The organism is Hydrogenophaga sp. (assembly GCF_965657535.1).
Taxonomy (GTDB): Bacteria; Pseudomonadota; Gammaproteobacteria; order Burkholderiales; family Burkholderiaceae_C; genus Hydrogenophaga.
Genome location: NZ_CBFHOP010000009.1, coordinates 145592 through 161029, shown reverse-complemented (window position 1 = coordinate 161029; position 15438 = coordinate 145592). Strand labels below are relative to the sequence as shown.

The following is a 15438-nucleotide window of genomic DNA, read 5'->3' as shown; positions in this document are numbered from 1 at the left end:
TTCAGTGCAGGTCAGCGGCTCGGGCACCCACGCGGGTGGGCGCTTGGCCCATGGCCGCTTTGAACATGGCGCTGAAGGCGCTGTCGCTGGCGTAGCCGCTGGCGGCGGCGACCTGGCCCACGGGCACGCCGCGGGCCAGCATGGGCAGCGCGTGCGCCAGCACCACCTGCTGGCGCCAGCGCTGAAAGCTGGTGCCCAGCTCGTCACGAAACAGGCGCGCGAGCGTGCGTTCGCTGGCGCCGCTGAATGAAGCCCATTCGGCCAGTGTGGCGTGTTGGGTGGGTTTTTGCATGACCGCCTCGCACAGCGCGCGCAGGCGCCGGTCGCCGTGTCGGGCGCTGGGCATGGGCACACCCAAGGGCTGCGTGGCGGCATGGTCCATTTCTGCAATCAGCAGCGTGTGCACCGCCTCGGCGCGGGCTGCGGGTTGGTTCAGATGGGGCTGGTCCATGGCCAGAATCAGCTGGCGCAGCAAGGGTGACACCACCAGCACGCGCGAGCGTGTCCAGTGCGCGGGCACCACGCTGGCGTCGACATACAACGTGAGCAGTTGGGCGGCTTCGACAATGGTCACCGCGTGCTCGGCGCCGGGGGGAATCCACAGCGCACGGGAAGGCGGCACGATCGTGGTCGTTTCCGGGCTGTGCTGGTCGGTGCCCACCGCGCCGTTGGCCAGCACGGTGACCCGCAGCAAGCCGCTGGCGCAATAGGCCAGCTGGCCCCAAGGATGGTGGTGGGGTTCGAGTTGGTTTTCGCTTTCCAGCCGGCGCGGTCGGCAGCGCACCGGCTGGTCTGAGCTGGGCTGAAAGTGCTTCGAGTCGCCTAGGGGAATGGCGCGGGTAGGCTGCCGGCGTTGCATGGTGCCGTCTCCATCGTGGGGTTTTGGCTGAAATTCAACAATGCTTGTCTTTTTAGCGCATTTCAGCCCGCCACACCACCCGTAACATGCTCGTATGACCACTGCCACCCTGAACGCCACGGCGCCTGCCGATCCCGTCCCCTTGAAGCAGGACGCTGCCGTCATCGGCTTGGTGGGCCTGGCCCACGGCACCTCGCATTTTTCCCACCTGCTGCTGGCACCGCTGTTTCCGGTCTTCATGCGCGACTTTGGCCTGAGCTATTCCGACGTCGGATTGCTCATGAGCATCTTCTTTGTGATCTCGGGTTCGGGTCAGGCCATGGCTGGCTTTGTGGTGGACCGTATCGGCGCTCGCCCGGTGCTGTTTGCGGCGGTTGGCATGTTTTTGCTGGCGGCGCTGGCCGCTTCGCAGGCCACGGGTTACGGGGGACTGGTGCTGGTGGCCATGCTGGCCGGCCTGGGCAACGCACCCTTTCACCCGGCCGACTTCACCATCCTCAACCAACGCGTGTCGCCCGCTCGCCTGGGTCACGCCTTCAGCGCCCACGGCCTCACCGGCAACCTGGGCTGGGCACTGGCGCCGGTGTTTCTGGTGGGCATCACCGCGCTCGCCGACTGGCGGGTGGCCTATTACGCTGCGGCGTTGCTGTATGTGGGCGTGCTGGGGTTGCTTTTTTGGCAGCGCGACAAGCTGCACACCGAGGTGGCCGTGCGCCACGCCGACGCGCCCAAGGGCGCCGAACTGGCTTATTTGAAGCTGCCGGTGGTGTGGTGGTGTTTTGCGTTCTTTTTGTTGTCCACCATGACGCTGGCGGTGGTGCAAAGCTTTGCGCCTTCCATCCTGAAAGCTATGCACGGCGTCAGCGTAGAGGCGGCCACCTTCACCATCAGTGCCTACATGCTGTGCGGGGCTTTGGGCATGCTGGTGGGCGGTTTTGTGGCCGCTTATGGGCAAAGCCACCGCTGGTCGAGCGACCGGGTCGTGGCCATCTCCATGTCCAGCGGCGCGCTCTTGTTGCTGCTGTGCGCCACCGGCTCGCTGGGCGCTGTGGGCACCATGGTGGCGCTGGCGGCCACCGGTTTTGCGGTGGGCGTCGGCGGCCCCAGCCGGGACATGATGATCAAGAAAGCCACGCCCAAGGGCGCCACAGGGCGCGTGTATGGCACCGTGTATTCGGGGCTGGACGTGGGTTTTGCCATCTCGCCGCTGGTGTTCGGCACGTTCATGGACCGCGGCTGGTACGCGCTGACCCTGGCGGGCGCTGCGGTGGTGCTGGGTATATCGGTCTACGCGGCGGTGGGTGTCGGGCGCAGGACTGCCTGACGTTGGGCCCACGGCACAATGGCTGCCATGACACAAAAAATCGCTGGCCACCTGCTTGTCGAATGCCTTGTTGCCCAAGGCGTGACCCACGCCTTCGGGGTGCCGGGTGAAAGCTACCTCGCCGTGCTGGACGGCTTTCATGCCCACGCCGACCGCATCCGATTTGTGACCAACCGGCAAGAAGGCGGCGCGGCCTTCATGGCCGAAGCCCAGGGCAAGCTCACCGGCCGCCCTGGTATCTGCTTTGTGACACGCGGGCCGGGTGCAACCAATGCGTCCATCGGCCTGCACACCGCCTTTCAAGATTCCACGCCCATGGTGCTGTTCGTGGGCGACGTAGCCAGCGACGCGCGCGACCGCGAAGCTTTTCAGGAAGTGGATTACCTGAGCTTCTTCGGCCCCAGCACCAAGGGCATGGCCAAGCGGGTGGAGCGCATCGACGATGCGCGCCGCATCCCCGAATACGTGGCACGCGCCTTCGCCACCGCTCTGAACGGGCGGCCCGGCCCTGTGGTGCTGGTGTTGCCCGAGGACATGCTCACGCAGACTGTGACCGCCGAGCCGCTGCCGCGCGTGGAGCCGGTGCAAGCCTGGAGCGACCCGGGCGCGCTGCGCACGCTTCGCGAGCTGTTGCTGCAGGCCGAGCGCCCGCTGGTGATCGCCGGCGGCGGTGGCTGGACGCCGCAGGCCGCCGCTGCGCTGCAGCGCTTTGCCGAAAACTGGCAGTTGCCGGTGGCCAACGCCTTCCGCTTCCAGGACTGTTTCGACAACCACCACCCGAACTACGCGGGCGACGTGGGTCTGGGTATCAACCCGGCACTGGCAGCGCGCGTGGATGCGAGCGACTTGCTGATTGCCATCGGCCCGCGCCTGGGCGAGTCCACCACCGGCGGCTACACGCTGATTGAAGCGCCGGTGCCCAAACAGAAACTGGTGCACATCCACGCCAGCGCCGAAGAACTCAACCGCGTCTACCAGGCCACGCTGGCAATCAACGCCACCATGAACGCGGCTGCCCGCAGCCTCGAAGTGCTCACGGCCCCGCCGCGCTTGGCCTGGGGCCTGTGGACGCAGGCTTGCCATGCCGACTTTGAGGCCAACGTGGACGTGGCGAACGGCGGTGTGGTGCTGCCGGGCACGGTCGATATGCCAGCGATCATCCACACCCTGCAGCGCCACCTGCCGGCCGATGCCGTGCTCACCAACGGAGCGGGCAATTTCGCCAGCTGGCTGCACCGCTTCTACCGCTACACCGGCCTGGCCAAAGGCCACAAAACCCAGCTCGCCCCCACCAACGGCGCCATGGGCTACGGCGTACCGGCGGGCATAGCGGCGGCCATCCTCACCGGGCGCACCACGTTTACCATCGCCGGTGACGGTGATTTTTTGATGAACGGCCAAGAGCTGGCTACGGCTGTGCAGCACGGCGCCAAGACCATCATCTTGCTGCTCAACAACGGCACCTACGGCACCATCCGCATGCACCAGGAGCGGGAATACCCCACGCACGTGAGCGGTTCCAGCCTGGCCAACCCCGACTTCTGCGCCCTGGCACGCGCCTACGGATACGCGGCCGAATGCGTCAACCACACCACCGAATTTGAGCCTGCCCTGCAGCGAGCGCTGGCTGCCGCCACGGGCACGGTCATTGAGGTGCGGCTTGACCCCGAGGTCATCACCACCCGCAGCACGCTCACGGCCATTCGCCACAGCGCACTCAAGGCACGGGCCTGAGGCGACCCCGACCAGCGGCGTTCCCGCTTGCGAGCCTATGAATTGCCCGGCGCATCAAGGTCGCTCTTTTCTTTGAGGCCTGCGCTATGCGCAAGAACTCGAACCCGTTTCCAGCCGATGTGCAAGCATCTGTGGTCCGTCTGCCCTGCGGGTCTCCGACTTCACTTGCATTTCGGTTGGACTGGGCTGGTGGTGCAAGGCAGATGCGAGCCTTCACCGTTCCTGGCCAACCCGCGCGTTTGTTGAGCTGGCTGCCTCCACGATGCCCAGGGTGGCTCACCATAGGCTTCGTGGGTATCTGCTTGGGCGCGTCGCTCATGCCACGCGCAAAGCAAAAGAGCCGGCTTGCGCCGGCTCTTTTGATGGCTTCAACCGGAGGCCTGCAGGCCCCCCGTTCAAGCATCTAATCACTTCAGGTGTTCGTTGATCATCTTGGTCATTTCGAACATCGAAGCCTGAGCCTTTTTGAAGATTTCCTTGAGCTTGGCGTCGGCGTTGATCATGCGGCGGTTGACCGCATCCTGCAGATTGTGCTTTTTGATGTAAGCCCAGACTTGCTTGGTCACTTCGGTGCGTGGGATCGGGGTGCTGCCCACGATGGCGGCCAGCGCTGCGCTGGGAGTCATGGCCTTCATGAAGGCTGCGTTGGGCGTGCGCTTCTTGGCAGGAGCCGCCGCCTTTTTGGCAGGAGCTACTTTTTTGGCAGGAGCCGCCACTTTCTTCACGGGTGCAGGTGCAGCGGCCTTCTTGGCCGGTGCTGCCTTCTTGGCGGGTGCCGCAGCCGCTTTGGCTGGTGCGGCTTTCTTTGCCGGAGCAGCAGCCGTCTTGGCGGGAGCCGCTTTTTTTGCGGGAGCTTTTTTCGCAGTTGCCATGGTTGTATTTCCTTCTAGAAGTGGGATGTGCGCCAGTGCAAAAACGCGCTCTCACACCGGTGTCTCGGATGCTAATAGAGTTGCATCGCCATTCCAAGGTGGCGAACGCTGTTTTTTTCAGTTTTTCATAGCGAGCGCTGGGGTTATTGCATGGGAAAACAACATTCTCGACCATGGCCACTGCAAGCGGTCTGTCAGAGCCCTCGCACAGACTCAAAATCACGCCACAGCCATTCCTCTTTCCTTCATGAGTTTTGCCATGCCAACGACACCCGACTCCCTGCTTGCTTTCGCCACCTGCGATCTTTGCGATGCCCACAAAAATGACAGTTCCAGTGCGTTTCGGGTGCTGCCACCCGTGTTTCGAGCGTTCGGTGCCTCACGCCGTTTCGCGGGCACCGTGGTCACCGTCAAATGCTTCGAAGACAACAGCTTGGTGAAGGCCGCTGTGGACAGCCCTGGCGAAGGCCGTGTGCTGGTGGTTGACGGCGGCGGTTCCTTGCGCCGGGCCTTGGTGGGCGGCAACCTGGGCGCTGCCGCTGCGCGCAATGGCTGGGCTGGCGTGGTGGTGGACGGCTGCGTGCGCGATGTGGCCGAGCTGGCGCTGTGCCAGACGGGCATCCTTGCGCTGGCATCCATGCCTCTGCCCACCGAAAAGCGCGGTGAAGGCCAGCGCGATGTGGCGGTGCAGATTCAGGGCGTCTGGGTGCAACCCGGCGAATGGCTCTATGCCGACGAAGATGGCATTGTGGTGTCTTCATCGGCGTTGCACGCCTGAGTTTTCCATTCGCCTGACGCACCAAGCGCACCAAGCGCACCAAGCGCACCAAGCGCACAGGGCGCAGAGCCGCGCAGTGTCAGGCGCTCAAGCCTTTGTAGAGCATGTAGGCTGCCAGCACATACAGGATGCTCGCAAACACCCGCTTGAGCGATTTGACGGGCAGCGCGTGGGCTGCGCGCACCCCCATCGGTGCCATGACCACGCTGGCGGTGCCAATCACCACCAGCGCAGGCACAAAAATGTAGCCCATGGAACCTGCAGGCAAGTCCGCAACACCTTGGCCTGCCACCACGTATCCCAGCGCATTGGCCAGCGCAATCGGAAAGCCCAGCGCAGCACTGGTGGCCACGGCGTTGTGAATGGCCACGTTGCACCAGGTCATGAACGGTACGCTCACAAAGCCACCGCCGGCGCCCACCAAGCCCGACAAAAAGCCAATGACACCGCCCGCGCTCAACTGCCCGGCCGTGCCCGGCAAGGTGCGGGTGGGTTTGGGTTTTTTGTCCAGCAGCATCTGGGTGGCCGAGAAGCTCACGAAAGCCGCAAAAAACAAAGCCAGCCAGGCCCCTTTGAGCAGGGCAAACACGCCCATGCTGGCCAGCGCGGAGCCCAGCACAATGCCGGGCGCCAGCCGCTTGACGATGTCCCAGCGCACAAACCCGCGCTTGTGGTGGGCGCGCACACTGGAAACGGACGTGAAGATGATGGTTGCCATGGACGTGGCGATGGCCATCTTGACCGCGAGGTCGGGTGCAACGCCGCGCCCCCCAAGGATGAGCGTGATGAAGGGCACCATGAGCATGCCGCCGCCAATGCCCAGCAGGCCGGCCAGAAAACCGGTGCACAGGCCCAGCACCACCAGTTCGGCAATCAGCAAAGGGTCAAGCAGCATGGGCAATGTGTGTCCGGAACAGGCGTCCGATCCGGAGCAGCTGTGAAACCGGCTTTGCCAGGGCACAAACTGCATTTTCCCGCACCGCAGGAAGGGGCGAAGACGCGAACCGGTGCAGGGGTGTGAGTTGAATAAGGTGTCTGCAAGTGCCGCCGGACCGGCATCCTGAACCGGGGTTCAGGTGGGCAAGGGCAGCGTGACTTCGGGTTCATCTGACGCGAGATGCTCACACCCATCAAGCAATGTACCAAGCCCGGGCTCTATGAGCATTGGTTCAAGGAAATATAAAGCCCGGCGCGCACTGCAGACGGCTCAAATTGTAGGCCCTGAACGGGGCTGGTGCGGTGCGGTGGGATATAAAAAAACAACTGCCAAGCAGCCTTGTTGGTGGCACCGGTGGTCGGCGCACACGCCCAGCCTCAGAGCAACTGGCCGTCGCTGCCCAGGGTCTGGTCGAGCCGCCGCATAAGATCGTCCAGTCGCGTCTTGGCTTGCGGTGAGGTTCCGGCTGCGGCGCCGTTGAGCGTGGTGCCATGGCTTGGGGCGGTGGGCGTCGCGGGTGCGGACTCCTTTTGCGACAGTTCAAACGCCAGGTTGAGTGAGGCCAGCACGGCGATGCGGTCGCGTGCTTTCACTTTGCCGGCGTCGCGGATGCGGCACATGGCGGTGTCTACACGCTCCACCGCGTCGAGCAGGGAAGACTCGCCACCCACGGGGCAGGCCAGCAGGTAGCTCTGCCCCATGATCTGCACTTCAATCTGTTTGCTGGCAGGCTTGTTCATTCGCGGTCCTTGCTCGGGGTATCTGGTGAGGTGCTCGCTGCGATGGCTGGCGGCTGGGGCAGGCGGTCCAGCAGCGCGTCGATACGGGCACGCGCCGCATTGAGCCTTGATCTGAGCGAATCGCGCTCGGCCTGCAAGGCCTGCACTTGCTCGTGCAAAAGGCTGTTCGTGCGCTGCAGCTCCTCATGGCGCAGCAGCAAGCGCTCTACGCGCTCGGTGATCTGGTCAAGGTGCTTGGGATCTGCCATGGTGTCGACTTGAAGTTTTCACATTGTAGGGTTGTCGCAAGTTCCAACGCTTTAGAATGCACTTTGTTGGTGCTCGCGGTGTGGTTCACATGCCGCAGTTCAACGGGAAGCAGGAGGGACAAGTTCACATGAACCGACCTAACCTGCGCTGCCCCCGCAACGGTAAGCAGACGAGAACCCTGAAGCCATTTCAGGTGACTCCGCTCTCATCTCACAACCACTGGGCGCTACCAAGCGCCTGGGAAGGTGATGAGGGTCGATCTGCCAGCCCGGATACCGGCCAACGAGGTGGTGGTGCGTCTGCAAAGGACGCAGCACCGTGACGCTCATGCACCGTCGGGGAAGGCGGTGAGGGCTTTGTCTCTTGTTTTCTTCATCATGAAAAATCGCAACTTGCGCGCGCCCTTGGCCGTGCTGCCGCTGGCCATTCTGGCCACGTTCTCTTCCCACGCCCAAACTGTGGTCACCCCCGACCTTGCTGAGACGGTGGTGACGGCTACACGGGTGGAAACGCCGCTGAGTGATGTGCTGGCTTCAGTTGATGTGCTGACCCGTCAGGATATTGACCGTTTGCAAGCTTCATCTCTGGCCGAGCTGCTGCAATTTCTGCCTGGCTACGAATTTGGACGCAACGGCGGGCCGGGTACGACCACCTCGTTTTTTCTGCGCGGACACAACAGCGCCAATCTGGTGATCCTTGTCGACGGCGTGCGCACGCCGGTCGATGGCATTGGCTCGCTCAGCGCGGTGGATGTACCCCTGAACGCCATTGAGCGGGTGGAGGTGTTGCGCGGCGATGCCTCGGCGCTGTACGGTGACGCGGCCAACGCCGGCGTGATCCACATCATCACCCGCCAGCCCCAGCCAGGGGCTTATGCCGGTCTGGGCGTGGGCGAGCGCGGTGCCCGGCTGTACCAGGCGGGCGCAGGCTTGCAGGCGGGCAAGGCCACCTTCTCGCTGGTAGCGGTGCGCCGCGAGAGTGCGCGTTTGTCGGCCATGAACGTGGTGCAAAGGCCAGCCGCTAACCCGGACGCCGACCAGACCGTGACCGAATCAGTGGATTTGCGCTGGCGCCACACGATCTCGGACAGCATCCGCCTGGATGCCCGCGTCGGCACTGAGTCGGCTGAGGTGGCTTACGACGAGGACAACTTTGGCTTGGGTGCCGTCACCGACACCTACGCCATGAGCCGCACCACCAACCGCGCCCAGGTGTCGCTCACATCACAGATCAGCAGCGCTTGGCGCACGCAACTGTCGCTCGCGGGCAACCGGCAAAGCATCGAAGACCGCAAGAACGGCATGCTGCGCACATCTCAGTACTCGTACGGCCAGGCGCAGTCGCGCCACACCAGCCTGCGCTGGGAAAACGTGCTGACCAACAGCGCATCGCGCCAGTGGCTGGCCGGTGTGGACTACGCCAAAGAGCGCTACCAGTCTGATGCCACTGCATCGGGCTACCAGACCGAGCGCACCCTCTCGGCGCTGTTTCTGGGGCTGAACCAGCAACTCGGTGCCTGGGCTTTTCAGGGCAATGTGCGTCAAGATGAGGTGCGCATGCAAAACCTGTTGAGCGACAGCCGCAAACGCTGGCGCGAAACCTCGGCCCTGCTGGGCGCGGCTTACGAGTTAGACAACGCATGGCGCGTGTCGGCCAATATCGGGCGGGGCTTTCGGGTGCCCACCAGCTACGACCTGTCGAAATCGCCCAGCCTACGACCCGAGCATTACCTGAACCGTGAGCTGGCGCTGGCTTATCGCCATGGCGCCGTGCAAAGCCGTGTCGTGGCATTCTCGAACCAGGCCACCGACATGATCATCACCCACCCCTCCACGTACGCCCAGACCAATACCAACGCCAAAAACCGGGGCCTGGAATGGAGTGGTGCCTACCAGTGGGGGCAGACCGAGTTCAACGCATCGCTGACCCGGCAAAACCCGCGCAACCTCGACACAGGGCTGGCGCTGGCGCGGCGCAGCAAAAAGCTGGCCTCGGCGGGTGTGAACCATCCTGTGGGAGACTGGTCGCTGGGCGCACAGGCCCGCAACCAGTCCGAGCGGCGTGACCAGGACTTCAACAACAACGTGCTGGAGAGCTACACCGTCGTTGACTTGCTCGCCGCCTATCGCATCACGCCGAACTGGAAACTGCACATGAAGCTAGAAAATGCCAGTAATCGCGACTACCAGCTCGCCTACGGCTACAACACCCCACGGCGCGCGCTTTGGATGACGCTGGACTACACCACCCGCTAAACCATGAACGGCCCACAACGCATCGTCTGCCTGACCGAAGAAACCACCGAATGGCTGTACCTGCTGGGGCAGGAGCACCGCATTGTGGGCATCAGCGGCTACACCGTGCGCCCGCGCCGGGCGCGGGACGAGAAACCCAAGGTCAGCGCATTTCTCACGGCCAAGGTGGACAAGATCCTGGCTTTGAAGCCCGACTGCGTGTTTGGATTTTCCGACCTGCAGGCCGACATTGCGGCGTCGCTGATCCGCGCTGGCGTTCAGGTAACGGTGTTCAACCAGCGCAGCGTGGACGAGATTTTTTCCATGCTGTACCAGGTGGCGGCCATGGTGGGCTGCACCGAAGCGGCGTTGGCCTGGATGGACGCCACGCGCCAGCGGCTGGCCGAGATGGCGCGGGCGGTGGCGGAGCTGGAAGCGGCGGGTAAGCGCCGTCCCAAGGTGTTTTTTGAAGAGTGGGACGAGCCGCACATCAGCGGGATCCGCTGGGTGTCCGAGTTGCTGGGCATCGCCGGTGGCGACGATGTGTTCCCCGAACTGGCTTGCGAGTCGCTGGGCAAAAACCGCATCATTGCTGACGGCGGCGAGATCGTGCGCCGCAACCCGGACATCATCATCGGCTCCTGGTGTGGCAAGAAGTTTCGGCCTGAAAAGGTGGCGGCCCGTGCGGGCTGGCAAGACGTGGCTGCAGTCAAAACCGGGCAGTTGTTCGAGATCAAGTCGGCCGACATTTTGCAGCCCGGCCCGGCCGCGCTCACCGATGGGGTGGCGCAGATGCACCGCATCGTGACGAACTGGATGGCGAGATGAACATGCAACGCAGTGAATTCATTCTGGGTGGTCAGAAGAGCGGCAAGTCGCGCCGTGCTGAAATGCTGGCCAGCGCTTGGCTGAATGCCGAGCCCGATCACCGGGCGGTGTTGATCGCCACGGCGCAACCCTGGGATGACGAGATGCGTGCACGCATCGCGCGCCACCAGCTGGACCGGGCGCAGCGCGTGCCGGGCATGAGCACGGTGGAAGAACCGCTGGCGCTGGGCCGGGCGCTGCGCCAGCACAGCGCGCCCCACACGCTGGTGGTGGTGGACTGCCTCACGCTGTGGCTCACCAACCAGCTCATGCCGGCCGACCCGATCCAGGCGGCCAACCCAGACGGCTTGCAGGCGGCCTGCCATGCGCTGTGCGGTGCGCTGGAAGAGGCGCGTGGGCCGGTGGTGCTGGTGGGCAACGAAATTGGGCTGGGCGTGATTCCGATGGGGCGCGAGGTGCGCGCCTTTGTGGATGCACTGGGCCAGCTGAACCAGGCGGTGGCGGCCGCGTGTGATCGTGTGACGCTGATGGCGGCGGGCCTGCCGCTGGTGTTGAAAGGTGTCGCATGAGAGCGAACAGGCGCGCAGGTTTGCGGTGGGTGTTTCTGGCGGTGTGTGCCATGCTGGTGGGCAGCGTGCAGGCGGCCGGGCTGCAGGTGACCGACGACCGGGGCGTGACCGTGCGTTGGGAAGCGCCGCCGCAGCGCATCGTTTCGCTGCTGCCGTCGCTGACCGAAACGGTGTGCGAGCTGGGCCAGTGCCACCGGTTGGTGGGGGTGGACCGCTATTCCAACTGGCCCGCGTCCATCGCCCAGCTGCCGCGCGTGGGCGGCGGCATTGACCCGAACGTGGAAGCCATCGTGGCGCTGCGGCCTGACGTGGTGTTGCTCGCGCAATCGTCGCGGGTGGTGCAACGGCTGGAGTCGTTGGGGCTGAAGGTGGTGGCGCTGGAGCCCAAAAGCCACGCCGATGTGCAGCGCGTGCTGGGCAAGGTGGCGCAGGTGGTGGGTGTGGACCCGCAGGCCACGCAGCGCATTTGGCGCCATATTGACGCGGCGGTGTCGGCGGCGGCGCAGTCGCTGCCGGCACGGGTGAAAAACACGCGGGTGTACTTTGAAGTGAACCGGGCGCCCTACGGCGCGGGCACTTCGTCTTTCATTGGTGAAACCCTCACCCGTCTGGGTGTGCAAAACATCGTACCGGGGAGCCTGGGGCCGTTCCCGAAGCTCAACCCCGAGTTTGTGGTGCGGGCCAACCCCGACGTGATCATGGTGGGCGACCGCAACTTTGAGGGCATGACGCAGCGCCCCGGCTGGCGCAGCATCCGTGCCGTGCGCGAAGACCGCTTGTGCGTGTTCCCCCATGCCGAATCCGACGTGCTGGTGCGGCCCGGCCCGCGCATGGCGGAGGCGGCCCGCCTCATGGCGCGCTGCCTTCAGGAGAAGGCGCCTTGAACACCACCACGCTGCATACCCCGGTGACGGCCGGGCGCGCCACCTCGTCGCGGCCGCTGTGGCTGGCGGTGCTGCTGGTGTTGGGCGGTGCGGTGCTGGCGGTGCTGGGGCTGGGGGTGGGCAGCACCGGTCTGGAGTCGGTGTGGAACATGCTGGAAGACCCGGTGGCGGCGCAGATTGTGTGGGACATCCGAGCGCCGCGCACGGCCGGTGCGTTTGCAGCCGGTGCTTTGCTGGGGCTGGCCGGCGCGGTGGCGCAGGGTCTGTTTCGCAACCCGCTGGCCGACCCGTTTTTGCTGGGCAGCGCCTCAGGCGCTTCGCTGGGCGTGGCGCTGGCGCTGGCCGGGCTGGGCGTTTCGCCATTCGCCACGCAGTGGGTGGTGCGCCTGGGGCTCACTGGTGCGGCGTTTGTGGGCGCGGTGCTGGCGGTGCTGCTCACGCTGGCCCTGGCGCGTGGGGTGCAACACACGCTTCGCCTGCTGCTGGCCGGTGTGGTGGTGGGGGTTGTGCTGGGTGCGCTCACTTCGCTGGTGACGCTCACCACACCCGATATTTTGCAGGCCATGCAGGCCTTCATGCTGGGCTCCACGGGGTTCGTGGGCTGGGTTTCTTGCGGCTTGATGGCCGGCATTGGGTTGGTGTGCCTGTTGATGGCCTGGGGCTTGTCGCGTGTGCTCGACGGGCTGGCGCTGGGTGAGTCCACCGCGCTCAGCCTGGGCCTGCCGCTGGGCCCGCTGCGTGCGGCGCTGGTGGGTGTGCTGGCGCTGGCCACCGGCACCGCTGTGGCGCAAACCGGGCTGATCGCCTTTGTGGGCCTGGCCGCGCCGCACCTGGTGCGCGCGGTGGTGAAAACCACCCACGCCTGGCTGGTGCTGCTCGCCAGCCTCATGGGCGGCGTGCTGCTTATGCTGGCCGATACCCTGGCGCGCGGTTTGCTGGCGCCGCAAGAGTTGCCGGTGGGCGTGCTCACGGCGGTGCTGGGTGGGGGCTACCTGCTGTGGCTGATGCGCAAGCGGGTGGGCTGACGCGATGTTGAACACAGACGCAACCCCCGGCAGCCTGGCTGCCTTGCAGACGCAGGACCTGCACGCCACGCTGGGCCTGGGCCACAACCAGCGCCATGTGTTGCAAGGGGTGAATCTGACGCTGGCCCAGGGACGTTGGACCAGCATCGTCGGCCCCAACGGCGCGGGCAAGTCCACCCTGCTGCGCGCGCTGGCCGGGGTGCTGCCGCACCGGGGCGACGTGCTGCTGCGCGGCCAGCCTATGGCCCGCATGGCGCCGCGCGAGCGCGCCCGGGCGCTGGCCTGGCTGGCGCAAAGCGGCGCCGGTGAAGCCAGCGCCGACGACCTCACGGTGTACGACGTGGCCTTGCTGGGCCGCCTGCCACACCAGGCCTGGCTGGCGCCACCGGGCCCGGCCGACCACGCCGCCGTGGAACGCGCACTGCGCCAAACCCAGGCCTGGGACTGGCAGTGCCGCCCGCTGGGGGCTTTGTCGGGCGGCGAGCGCCAGCGCGTGCTGCTGGCCCGGCTGCTGGCGGTGGAGGCCGACGTGATGCTGATGGACGAACCGCTGGCCAACCTGGACCCGCCGCACCAGGCCGACTGGATTGCGCTGGTGCGCAGCCTGGTAGCGCAGGGCAAAACCGTGGTCAGCGTGTTGCACGAAATCACGCTGGCGCTGATGGCCGACGAGGTGGTGGTGATGCAGCAGGGCCGCATTGCGCACGCCGGCCCCACGCACCAGACAGCAGCGCACCGGGCGCTGGAAGCGGTGTTCGAGCACCGCATTGCCATTCACGCGCTGGGCCCGCGCTGGGTGGCCTTGCCGGTATAAACCGTCCGGCACCCCTCGGCTTCACCATGCAAACAGACTTCCACACACTGGACGCACAACGCCGCCACCACCCAGCCTGGCGCCTGCTGTTGGCCGACTCCGCACCACTGGTGGCCAGCTTTTTGCACCGCGCGTTTGTGGTGCCCAATGTGCGGGCAATGGCGCAGGCGCCCTTGGTGGAGGCGCTGGAGGACACGCTGTACGGTCTGCGCGAAACCTTGGGCCAGCAGGTGTTTCCCAAAACCGCGCAAGCCTACTTGAACGACTGGGCCGCCAACGACAAGGGCTGGCTGCGCAAGTTTTACCCGCTGGGCTGTGACGAACCCCACTACGACCTGACCCCGCCCACCGAACGCGCCCTGGCCTGGCTGGCCAGTTTGTCAGAGCGCAGCTTTGTGGGCACCGAATCGCGCTTGCTCACGCTGTTTGGCCTGCTCAAGCAAATGAACGATGGCAGCGAAACCAACCCTGAAGCCCGTTTGGCCGAGCTGCACAGCCAGCGCGCCGCCATCGACGCAGAAATCGCCCGCGTGCAAGCGGGCGACCTGGCCTTGCTGGACGACACCGCGCTGAAAGACCGCTTTCAGCAATTCAGCGGCTTGGCGCGCGAACTGCTGGCCGATTTTCGGGAAGTGGAGCACAACTTTCGGGCGCTCGACCGCTCGGTGCGCGAGCGCATCGCCCTGTGGGATGGCGCCAAGGGTGCGCTGCTGCAAGACATCATGGGCCAGCGCGACGCCATTGCCGAGTCCGATCAGGGCAAAAGCTTTCGCGCGTTCTGGGACTTTTTGATGTCGCAGTCGCGCCAGGAAGCCTTCACCGACCTGCTGGCGCGGGTGCTGGAATTACCGGCCGTGGCCGACTTGCAGCCCGACCAACGCCTCAAGCGCGTGCACTACGACTGGCTCGAAGCTGGTGAACATGCCCAGCGCACCGTGGCCCAGCTCTCGCAGCAGCTGCGCCGCTTTCTGGATGACAAAGCTTGGCTTGAAAACCGCCGCATCATGGATATTTTGCGCAGCCTCGAAGGCCGCGCCCTGGCGCTGCGCGACGCTGCGCCCGCCAGTCTTTTGCGCTACCCAGATTTTGTACACATCGACGACATTGGCGCTGACATCGACCTGCCGCTGGAGCGCCCGCTGCACCAGCCCGCACCACAAACCCTGCTGACCCGCGTGACCTTGCAAGCGGGCGATGACGATGCCGACGCCTGCGCGCTGTTCGCCCAGGTGCGGGTGGACAAGGCGGCGCTGGCCGCGCACGTTCGCCAGTCGCTGCAAACCCAGCCCCACGTGACCCTGGCCGCGCTGCTGCAAACCCGCCCGTTGCAACAGGGCCTGGGCGAATTGGTAGCCTATTTGCAACTGGCCAGCGAATCGCCCGGCTCGGTGGTGGACGAGTCCACCGAAGACGTGGTGGCCTGGGTGGTGCAAGACGACGTAGGCCTTGAGACCACCCGCCGTGCGCGCTTGCCACGTGTCATTTTTGTGCGGGGTTGACGGGTGTTCAAGTGGTTCTCCAACCCGCCTGGAGCTGGGGCTTCCAGCTCCCGATTTGCCGTATGACAAGAACCATAATCGGTAGCAAATGG

15 protein-coding genes, 1 other RNA gene and 1 riboswitch are annotated in these 15438 nt (G+C 65.2%); of the genes, 10 read left to right on the top strand and 6 right to left on the bottom strand.

Annotated features, from left to right (window positions below; all coding sequences use genetic code 11):
• Window position 1: 1 nt before the first annotated feature.
• Window positions 2-859 carry an AraC family transcriptional regulator gene (locus tag ACTG4K_RS16190; protein ID WP_439115244.1) on the bottom strand — a complete coding sequence of 286 codons (858 nt, stop codon included), beginning with the start codon at window positions 857-859 and terminating at the stop codon, window positions 2-4.
• 94 nt (window positions 860-953) lie between these two features.
• On the opposite strand from ACTG4K_RS16190, the gene ACTG4K_RS16185 reads away from it, so the two are divergent.
• Window positions 954-2183 carry an MFS transporter gene (locus tag ACTG4K_RS16185; protein ID WP_439115243.1) on the top strand — a complete coding sequence of 410 codons (1230 nt, stop codon included), beginning with the start codon at window positions 954-956 and terminating at the stop codon, window positions 2181-2183.
• Between the two features lie 27 nt (window positions 2184-2210).
• Window positions 2211-3917, top strand: a complete 1707-nt coding sequence (locus tag ACTG4K_RS16180; RefSeq protein WP_439115242.1) for a thiamine pyrophosphate-binding protein — start codon at window positions 2211-2213, stop codon at window positions 3915-3917.
• Between the two features lie 407 nt (window positions 3918-4324).
• Here ACTG4K_RS16180 and ACTG4K_RS16175 read toward each other — a convergent pair whose 3' ends face one another.
• Window positions 4325-4789: an SWIB/MDM2 domain-containing protein gene (locus ACTG4K_RS16175; RefSeq protein WP_439115241.1), complete on the bottom strand. Its 465-nt coding sequence runs from the start codon at window positions 4787-4789 to the stop codon at window positions 4325-4327.
• 259 nt (window positions 4790-5048) lie between these two features.
• On the opposite strand from ACTG4K_RS16175, the gene rraA reads away from it, so the two are divergent.
• Window positions 5049-5567 (top strand): ribonuclease E activity regulator RraA, encoded by a 519-nt coding sequence (gene rraA, locus ACTG4K_RS16170; RefSeq protein ID WP_439115240.1) that lies wholly within the window; start codon window positions 5049-5051, stop codon window positions 5565-5567.
• Between the two features lie 79 nt (window positions 5568-5646).
• Here rraA and ACTG4K_RS16165 read toward each other — a convergent pair whose 3' ends face one another.
• The 4 genes from ACTG4K_RS16165 to ACTG4K_RS16150 all read right to left on the bottom strand — a co-directional run bounded on the left by ACTG4K_RS16165 (window position 5647) and on the right by ACTG4K_RS16150 (window position 7492).
• Window positions 5647-6462, bottom strand: a complete 816-nt coding sequence (locus ACTG4K_RS16165; RefSeq protein ID WP_439115239.1) for a sulfite exporter TauE/SafE family protein — start codon at window positions 6460-6462, stop codon at window positions 5647-5649.
• Between the two features lie 133 nt (window positions 6463-6595).
• Window positions 6596-6775, bottom strand: a non-coding RNA gene (gene ssrS, locus ACTG4K_RS16160) — 6S RNA.
• A gap of 106 nt (window positions 6776-6881) precedes the next feature.
• Window positions 6882-7244: a cell division protein ZapA gene (locus tag ACTG4K_RS16155; protein WP_439115238.1), complete on the bottom strand. Its 363-nt coding sequence runs from the start codon at window positions 7242-7244 to the stop codon at window positions 6882-6884.
• Window positions 7241-7492: a cell division protein ZapB gene (locus tag ACTG4K_RS16150; RefSeq protein WP_439115237.1), complete on the bottom strand. Its 252-nt coding sequence runs from the start codon at window positions 7490-7492 to the stop codon at window positions 7241-7243. The genes ACTG4K_RS16155 and ACTG4K_RS16150 overlap by 4 nt, the downstream gene beginning before the upstream one ends.
• 50 nt (window positions 7493-7542) lie before the next feature.
• Window positions 7543-7791, top strand: a riboswitch (cobalamin riboswitch).
• A gap of 79 nt (window positions 7792-7870) precedes the next feature.
• Here ACTG4K_RS16150 and ACTG4K_RS16145 point away from each other — a divergent pair.
• Genes ACTG4K_RS16145 through ACTG4K_RS16115 form a run of 7 tightly spaced genes read left to right on the top strand, consistent with a single transcriptional unit; the run spans window position 7871 to window position 15346 of the window.
• Complete coding sequence (locus ACTG4K_RS16145) at window positions 7871-9748, top strand: TonB-dependent receptor plug domain-containing protein (RefSeq protein ID WP_439115236.1); 1878 nt, start codon at window positions 7871-7873, stop codon at window positions 9746-9748.
• Window positions 9749-9751: 3 nt separating this feature from the next.
• Window positions 9752-10555 (top strand): ABC transporter substrate-binding protein, encoded by an 804-nt coding sequence (locus ACTG4K_RS16140; protein ID WP_439115235.1) that lies wholly within the window; start codon window positions 9752-9754, stop codon window positions 10553-10555.
• Window positions 10552-11124, top strand: coding sequence for a bifunctional adenosylcobinamide kinase/adenosylcobinamide-phosphate guanylyltransferase (locus tag ACTG4K_RS16135; RefSeq protein WP_439115234.1), 573 nt, complete (start codon window positions 10552-10554; stop codon window positions 11122-11124). The genes ACTG4K_RS16140 and ACTG4K_RS16135 overlap by 4 nt, the downstream gene beginning before the upstream one ends.
• Window positions 11121-12008 (top strand): ABC transporter substrate-binding protein, encoded by an 888-nt coding sequence (locus ACTG4K_RS16130; protein ID WP_439115233.1) that lies wholly within the window; start codon window positions 11121-11123, stop codon window positions 12006-12008. The genes ACTG4K_RS16135 and ACTG4K_RS16130 overlap by 4 nt, the downstream gene beginning before the upstream one ends.
• Window positions 12005-13033 (top strand): FecCD family ABC transporter permease, encoded by a 1029-nt coding sequence (locus ACTG4K_RS16125; protein ID WP_439115232.1) that lies wholly within the window; start codon window positions 12005-12007, stop codon window positions 13031-13033. The genes ACTG4K_RS16130 and ACTG4K_RS16125 overlap by 4 nt, the downstream gene beginning before the upstream one ends.
• A 4-nt stretch (window positions 13034-13037) precedes the next feature.
• The gene (locus ACTG4K_RS16120; protein WP_439115231.1) at window positions 13038-13847 is read left to right on the top strand and encodes an ABC transporter ATP-binding protein; all 810 of its coding nucleotides are present in this window, start codon (window positions 13038-13040) and stop codon (window positions 13845-13847) included.
• A gap of 26 nt (window positions 13848-13873) precedes the next feature.
• Complete coding sequence (locus ACTG4K_RS16115) at window positions 13874-15346, top strand: DUF3375 domain-containing protein (RefSeq protein WP_439115230.1); 1473 nt, start codon at window positions 13874-13876, stop codon at window positions 15344-15346.
• Window positions 15347-15438 lie beyond the last annotated feature (92 nt).

What these genes read in the sequence shown, in the direction of transcription:
- ACTG4K_RS16190 (WP_439115244.1), bottom strand. Translation starts at nt 859, where the DNA reads ATGCAACGCCGGCAGCCTACCCGCGCCATTCCCCTAGGCGACTCGAAG.
- ACTG4K_RS16130 (WP_439115233.1), top strand. Translation starts at nt 11,121, where the DNA reads ATGAGAGCGAACAGGCGCGCAGGTTTGCGGTGGGTGTTTCTGGCGGTG.
- ACTG4K_RS16140 (WP_439115235.1), top strand. Translation starts at nt 9,752, where the DNA reads ATGAACGGCCCACAACGCATCGTCTGCCTGACCGAAGAAACCACCGAA.
- ACTG4K_RS16120 (WP_439115231.1), top strand. Translation starts at nt 13,038, where the DNA reads ATGTTGAACACAGACGCAACCCCCGGCAGCCTGGCTGCCTTGCAGACG.
- ACTG4K_RS16150 (WP_439115237.1), bottom strand. Translation starts at nt 7,492, where the DNA reads ATGGCAGATCCCAAGCACCTTGACCAGATCACCGAGCGCGTAGAGCGC.
- ACTG4K_RS16155 (WP_439115238.1), bottom strand. Translation starts at nt 7,244, where the DNA reads ATGAACAAGCCTGCCAGCAAACAGATTGAAGTGCAGATCATGGGGCAG.
- rraA (WP_439115240.1), top strand. Translation starts at nt 5,049, where the DNA reads ATGCCAACGACACCCGACTCCCTGCTTGCTTTCGCCACCTGCGATCTT.
- ACTG4K_RS16180 (WP_439115242.1), top strand. Translation starts at nt 2,211, where the DNA reads ATGACACAAAAAATCGCTGGCCACCTGCTTGTCGAATGCCTTGTTGCC.
- ACTG4K_RS16115 (WP_439115230.1), top strand. Translation starts at nt 13,874, where the DNA reads ATGCAAACAGACTTCCACACACTGGACGCACAACGCCGCCACCACCCA.
- ACTG4K_RS16165 (WP_439115239.1), bottom strand. Translation starts at nt 6,462, where the DNA reads ATGCTGCTTGACCCTTTGCTGATTGCCGAACTGGTGGTGCTGGGCCTG.
- ACTG4K_RS16175 (WP_439115241.1), bottom strand. Translation starts at nt 4,789, where the DNA reads ATGGCAACTGCGAAAAAAGCTCCCGCAAAAAAAGCGGCTCCCGCCAAG.
- ACTG4K_RS16145 (WP_439115236.1), top strand. Translation starts at nt 7,871, where the DNA reads ATGAAAAATCGCAACTTGCGCGCGCCCTTGGCCGTGCTGCCGCTGGCC.
- ACTG4K_RS16135 (WP_439115234.1), top strand. Translation starts at nt 10,552, where the DNA reads ATGAACATGCAACGCAGTGAATTCATTCTGGGTGGTCAGAAGAGCGGC.
- ACTG4K_RS16185 (WP_439115243.1), top strand. Translation starts at nt 954, where the DNA reads ATGACCACTGCCACCCTGAACGCCACGGCGCCTGCCGATCCCGTCCCC.